Source organism: Xanthomonas sp. BRIP62409 (assembly GCF_003992965.1).
In the GTDB taxonomy this organism is placed as follows: Bacteria; Pseudomonadota; Gammaproteobacteria; order Xanthomonadales; family Xanthomonadaceae; genus Xanthomonas; species Xanthomonas euroxanthea.
Genome location: NZ_QEZJ01000016.1, coordinates 93,369 through 99,748, shown reverse-complemented (window position 1 = coordinate 99,748; position 6,380 = coordinate 93,369). Strand labels below are relative to the sequence as shown.

At 64.9% G+C, this 6,380-nt stretch carries 5 protein-coding genes; 3 read left to right on the top strand and 2 right to left on the bottom strand.

The window, feature by feature from the left end; genetic code table 11:
* Positions 1-298: 298 nt before the first annotated feature.
* The 3 genes from mutM (at position 299) to EO170_RS06210 (ending at position 4,071) form a co-directional block, all read left to right on the top strand.
* On the top strand, positions 299-1,114 hold the full coding sequence (gene mutM, locus EO170_RS06220) for a bifunctional DNA-formamidopyrimidine glycosylase/DNA-(apurinic or apyrimidinic site) lyase (RefSeq protein ID WP_126943366.1): 816 nt from the start codon (positions 299-301) through the stop codon (positions 1,112-1,114).
* A gap of 184 nt (positions 1,115-1,298) precedes the next feature.
* The gene (locus EO170_RS06215; protein ID WP_126943364.1) at positions 1,299-2,402 is read left to right on the top strand and encodes a DUF4380 domain-containing protein; all 1,104 of its coding nucleotides are present in this window, start codon (positions 1,299-1,301) and stop codon (positions 2,400-2,402) included.
* Between the two features lie 67 nt (positions 2,403-2,469).
* Entirely contained in the window at positions 2,470-4,071 is a 1,602-nt protein-coding gene (locus EO170_RS06210) for a glucan biosynthesis protein D (protein ID WP_126943361.1), read from the top strand.
* A 139-nt stretch (positions 4,072-4,210) separates the two neighbouring features.
* Here the strand turns inward: EO170_RS06210 and EO170_RS06205 are convergent, their stop codons facing one another.
* Positions 4,211-5,455, bottom strand: coding sequence for a GAF domain-containing sensor histidine kinase (locus tag EO170_RS06205; RefSeq protein WP_104586277.1), 1,245 nt, complete (start codon positions 5,453-5,455; stop codon positions 4,211-4,213).
* A 273-nt stretch (positions 5,456-5,728) separates the two neighbouring features.
* Entirely contained in the window at positions 5,729-6,364 is a 636-nt protein-coding gene (locus EO170_RS06200; protein WP_016904282.1) for a thymidine kinase, read from the bottom strand.
* Positions 6,365-6,380: the final 16 nt, after the last annotated feature.

Below are 6,380 nucleotides of genomic sequence, written 5' to 3'. Positions count from 1 at the left end.
GGCTCGACGCTCAGGCTGAGCCAGGCACTGGGGCCAGGGCTCGCGCCTGGCGCTTGTGTTGAAGCAGCACGCGCTAGCAAGGCCGAAGGGTCTGAATGTCACCGCAGAACCCGGACCGGCAAGCCGCAATCGGAGCAGGGCACCGATACCAGGACACGTGCTTGACGCTGGACGCCGACTTCCTGGTAATGCAGCGGCATCCACCTTGCCCTGATGATCGCAAAGCTGGATTTACCGCGTTTGGCCACCATATTGATCCGCTCCGGCGTGCCGCCGGCCTGGTCGATTGGAGATGTGCATGCCCGAGCTGCCCGAAGTCGAAACCACCTTGCGTGGGCTGGCACCGCATCTGGTCGGCCAACGCATCCACGGCGTCATCCTGCGGCGGCCCGATCTGCGCTGGCCCATCCCTGAGCAGATCGAACGTCTGCTGCCCGGCGCGACCATCACTGATGTGCGTCGCCGGGCCAAGTACCTGTTGATCGATACCGATGCCGGCGGCAGCGCGCTGCTGCATCTTGGAATGTCCGGAAGCCTGCGCGTGTTACCCGGCGATACGCCGCCGCGGGCGCATGATCATGTGGATATCAGCCTGCAGAATGGCCGCGTGCTGCGCTTCAACGATCCGCGCCGGTTTGGTTGCCTGTTGTGGCAGAGCGATGCGCACGTGCACGATCTGCTGGCGGCACTTGGCCCGGAGCCATTATCGGATGCATTTACTGGCGATTATCTGCATGCACTGGCGAGTGGCCGGCGCGCGGCAGTGAAGACCTTTCTGATGGATCAGGCGGTCGTCGTCGGCGTGGGAAATATCTATGCGGCAGAAAGCCTGCATCGCGCCGGAATCAGCCCATTACGCGAAGCGGGCAAAGTGTCATTGGACCGTTACCGGCGCCTGGCCACGGCAGTGAAAGACATCCTCGGCTACGCCATCCAGCGCGGCGGAACCACGCTGCGCGATTTCATCAGCCCGGACGGGGCGCCCGGTTACTTCGAGCAGGAACTCACGGTGTATGGGCGCGAGGGTGAAACCTGCAAGCAGTGTGGACGTTTGCTGAAACACGCCACGATCGGGCAACGCGCGACGGTGTGGTGCAGCAGTTGCCAGCGTTGAACGCCGGCCAGCTGACCCACGTTGATCGAAACACCAGCCTCCAGCCCTGGATCAGTTACGACCGCTGGCCAGTAGCCCTCGGATAACAGCAAACAGCGCGCTTGGAGCAGCAGCGGCCGATTGCTTGATGGTGCGTTGCCGTGCATCGCGCCACAATCGTGACGTCCCGTGATTGGAGTCGTCCATGCCTGCCTCACTGCGCTACTTAATGCCGATCATGCTTGTGGGTGCATCAGCGTTGCCGCTGGCAACAGGCGCATACGCGGATGAGCTTGCGTCCAGCACCAAACCTGGAGTTGAGCGCATCCAGTTGCACAACGGAGTTGTTGAACTCAGTGCTACGCCCGCGTTCGGTGGGCGCGTGCTGTCCTTCAATTTGCGTGGACACCCCAACGTGTTGAAGACCGGCGAGGCGGTTGATCAGCAGCCCGCGCCAGAAGTGTCCGCGACTGCAGGCGATATCCCGTATCTCGGCCACGATGTGTGGGTGGGGCCGCAGAGTCAGTGGTGGGTGCATCAACAGGTCAACCTCACACGTAAGGCCGCCACCGCGGTTTGGCCACCGGATCCGTATCTGTCGCTGGCAACCACACGTGCAGTCACCCGTAGTGGCGATGAACTGATGTTGGAGGGGGGGCCCAGTCCGGTCACCGGCGTGCAGCTCCGCAAGCGCGTCGCGCTTTCATCCACGCGTGCCGATACCGTGGAGGTGGAGGCCACTGCGCGCAATATTCGCAAGGATCCGATCAGTTGGGATCTGTGGTTCAACACGCGGGTTGCGGCGGGCACGCGCGTGTTCGTCCCGGTTGCCGAGGCGGCAGACATTCGCCTGCAACCACCGACCGAGCCTGGCACGGTTGCGCCCACGTATCGGCACCACGGTGGTGTGTTTGCGTTGCGCGCCGATGCACGAAAGGACGGGCTGGTCCAGCGTGGCAAGGTGTTGCTGCAGCCTTCGGCGGGCTGGATGGCGGGCTTCGCCGGTGATCAGGTCCTGGTGATCCGCTTTGCGCATCAGCCGCTGGCGGCGATCCATCCGGAACAGGGGCAGGTGGAGTTGTATCTGGATGCGCCGCCGCAGCATCCCGAGCGCGGGCTGCTGGAAATGGAAGTGCACGCGCCGTATCGGCAGCTGGCCCCGGGTGCGCACATGCAGGCGAACGAGCAATGGACCTTGCTGCGTTATTCCGGGCCGGACGCGCAGCAGGCGCAACAACAGTTCCTGTGCAGCAAGGCGCAGGAGCTGCAGCTGATCAATGCCTGCGCGGCTTCGTCTGCGGGGCCCTGACCTGCGCATTACCTCCGTGCCGCGCTGTGGCTATGATGTCGGCCATTCCCTGATCAGATCGATGCGCATGCAACGACGCCATTTCCTGAAGAATGCCGCTGCCGCATTGGCCGCGCTCGGTCTGCCGGCACTGCCGCAGTGGGCGCTGGCGGCCAAGGCCGTTGGCCTGCGTCGCTTGGGGCAACCGCAGCCGTTCGACTATGCCTGGCTCAAGGGGCAGGCGCGTGCGTTGGCCACGGCGCCCTACAAGAGCCATAAGCAGCTGCTTCCCGGGCCGCTGGAAGCATTGAACTGGGATCAATACCAGTCGATCCGCTACCGCCAGGATCACGCGCTATGGGCCGACGGCAACGGCAAGTTCCAGGCAAAGTTCTTTCATCTGGGGCTGTATTTCCACACTCCGGTGCACATCTACGACATTGTCGATGGCAAGGCGCAGCAACTGGCCTACGACCCGGCGGCGTTCGATTACGGTAGCAGTGGCCTGGGCGGCAAGCAGTTGCCCAAGGACCTGGGCTTTGCGGGCTTCCGTCTCAATACACGCAAGGACACCGACCGCGATTTCTCCGCCTTCCTGGGTGCGAGCTATTTCCGCGCAGTCGGCAAGGAAGGCCAGTACGGGCAGTCGGCACGCGGGCTGGCGATCGACACCGGCACCGGCGGGCCGGAGGAGTTCCCGGACTTCATCGCCTACTACCTGGAGCAGCCGGCAGACGATTCGAACACCGTGGTGGTGTACGGGCTACTGGACTCGCCCAGCGTTGCCGGTGCGTATCGCTTCGCCATCACCAATGGCGAGGTGCTGGTGATGGAAATCGACAGCGCGCTCTACCCGCGCAAGACCATCGAGCGGCTGGGCATCGGCCCGTGCACCAGCATGTATCAGGTCGGCGAAAACGATAACCGCATGGATTGGGACTGGCGCCCGGAGATCCACGACACCGATGGCTTGGCGATGTGGACCGGCGGCGGCGAATGGATCTGGCGGCCGTTGTGCAACCCGCCGCAGCTGCGCTTCAACATGTTCGTCGATGAGAATCCGCGCGGGTTTGGCCTGTTGCAGCGCGATCGCAACTTCGACCATTACCAGGACGACGGCGTGTTCTACGAGAAACGCCCTTGCCTGTGGGTGGAACCGAAGAGCGGCTGGGGCAAGGGCTCGGTACAGCTGGTCGAGATCCCGACCGTGGACGAGACCTTCGACAACATCGTGGCGTTCTGGAATCCACAGGACAAGCCGCAGCCGGGCCAGGAATTGCTGATGGGGTACCGGCTGTACTGGGGCGCGCATCCGCCGGCCAGTTCGCCGCTGGCGCATTGCGTGGCCACGCGCACCGGCCTGGGCGGCATCGTCGGGCAGAAGCGCAGCCATTTCTCGTGGCGGTTTGCGGTGGATTTTGCCGGCGGCGAACTGGCTGCGTTGACCAAGGACACGAACGCCAAGGTCGAGGCCATCCTCCAGGTCTCGCGCGGGAGCACCGAAATCGTGTCGGCGCGTCCGCTGCATGAGCTCAAGGGCTATCGGGCGATGTTCGACCTGGTGCCGCCGGATGACAGCACCCGGCAGATCGATATCCGGCTGTTCCTGCGCGCCAACGGCAAGCCGCTGACCGAAACCTGGCTGTACCAGTGGACGCCGCCGCCGCCGAGCGAGCGCAAGATCTACTAGCGCAAGGCCACGCGCGGCCGGCAGCCAGCGCGGTCCTTGCGCCAACGGCGCACCGAGATCGCGCCGGGTCGGGTCGGGGAGCCAGCACGCCGCTGTTGCCACCACGCGCACGCCGAGGCGGTGCGCGACCGCGGGTCTGCTAGGCCTGGTTCGTTTTGGCGACAAGCTGCATGCGTCCACGCGGACGCATGCACGCCAGCTCCACCCGGAAGCAGGTGCCGTCCTTGCCGCTGATGATGCGCAGCTCGCCTTGATGGGCACGGGCGATCTGCGCGGCCATGTGCAGGCCCAGATCGACTTCGGGCAAGGGGCGTCCGCCGGTGTGCACGTGGGTGGAGGCGTGCAGCACGTCGAGCCGGCGCGGGTCGATACCGTCCAGATTGCAGACCTCGATGCGCAGGCGGCCCTGCTCGGTCACCGCGATCGCCTTGATCAGCGAGCTCTGTTGCCCCTGCACCACGGCGTTGATCATCAGGCTGCCGAACATCTGCGCCAGGCGCACCGCATCGCCATGCACCGGTTCGTCGATGGCCACGTGCGTGGACAGCACCTGGTTCGGATATGCGGCGCGGGTTTCGTCGACGACCTGCGATAGCGCATCGAGCAGATCGCTGCCGTTGCCGTAGTCCAGCTGCAGCCAGTCGCGCTCGATGCCGCGTGCGAAATCGCTGGCAAAGTCGATCAGCTCTTCCATGCGCCGCAGGCTGCGCTGCATCGACCGGATCGCGCCACCCTGGCGCTGGTTGAGCGAGTCGATCGCCAGCATGTCCACCACCGCATGCATGGACTGCAGCGGGTTGCGCAGGTCGTGGCCAAGGATGCCGATGAACTCTTCGCGTAGCCGGGCCGAGGCGCCGACACGCCCCAGTTCGCTGCGCGCGCGCAGCGATTCCTGCGCGCTCTCTTCGGCGCGTTGTTCGGCCTGGATCTGCGCTGCCAGCAGTTGCGCCAGCAGCTCGACCTTTTCCACCAACGGCGCGTCCATGACGCGCGGCAACGGGTCCAGCGCACACAAGGTGCCGAACACGCTGCCATCGTCGAACTTGATCGGCACCGAAACATAGCTTTCGAAGCCATACAGCCGCGGCGTGGGGTGGTCGCGGAAGACCGGGTGCTCGGAGGCATGGCCGAACCACAACGCGTTGCCCTGGGTGCGCACGCTGTCGCAGAAGGTGGTGACCAGCGGCAGCTCGTCGCCGGGCGCCAGACCGAACGCCAGGTCGTCGCGCACCTGGCAGGTGATCCAGCGCGTATCGGTCACGCGCGCAACGGCGGCGAACCCCATGCCGGTCAGACGGGTGAGAACGGTCAGGACATCGGGCACCGACGATAGCCGGCCAACACGCGCGATATCGGCGCGTAACTCGGGAGGAAGCGGACCCATGTATTGCCTCCCGACAAGTGGATGGTCGCCAGTTTACAGGACTGCGGTTGCGCCTGGTTGCGCGCGGATCGCTGCAACGGCCCCGCAACGATACGCCTGTTGATGTGTAGCGAAGATGCAGTGGCGACCGCATGCCTGCAAGGGTTTAGCGACGCATCACAAGCGCATATCAGGACAGCGCGCCAAGAGCATCCGGCTGAATTCTTCAGACAGCTGCCCGCCAGGGTTAGCCGTCCGCTGGCACGTAAACACCGGGCCGATAGGGCGTGGGCGTTATGCGCCCGCCGGTGGCAGCGGCAATGCGATCTGCAACGGGTCGATGCGCCCTTCGCCACGCATGATCTTCTTGAACTCGGCGCGGCTGACCGACACGTAGCGCTCGTTGCCGCCGATCTCCACCTGCGGGCCGTCCTGCACCGCGTGGCCTTGCGCATCCACGCGCACGGTCATGGTGGCCTTGCTGCCGCTGTGGCAGATGGTCTTGATCTCCTCCAGCTCGTCGGCCCAGGCCAGCAGGAACTGGCTGCCCTCGAACAGCTCGCCGCGGAAGTCGGTGCGCAACCCGTAGCACAGCACCGGAATGCGCAGGCGGTCGACCACCTCGCTCAACTGCCAGACCTGGCCGCGATTGAGGAACTGCGCCTCGTCCACCAGCACGCAGTGCAGCGCGCCTTCGGCCTGGATGTCGCGCTCGATCAGCTGCTGCAACTCGGTGTTGCGATCGAAGGTGCGCCCATCCGCGCGCAGCCCGATCCGCGAGGCCACCACGCCGCTGCCGGCGCGGTGATCGAGCTTGGGCGTGAGGATCAGGGTGCGCATGCCGCGTTCGCGGTAGTTGTGCGCGGACTGCAGCAAGGTGGTGGTCTTGCCGGCATTCATTGCCGAGTAGTAGAAGTAGAGCTTGGCCATCGGTGGATTTTACCGG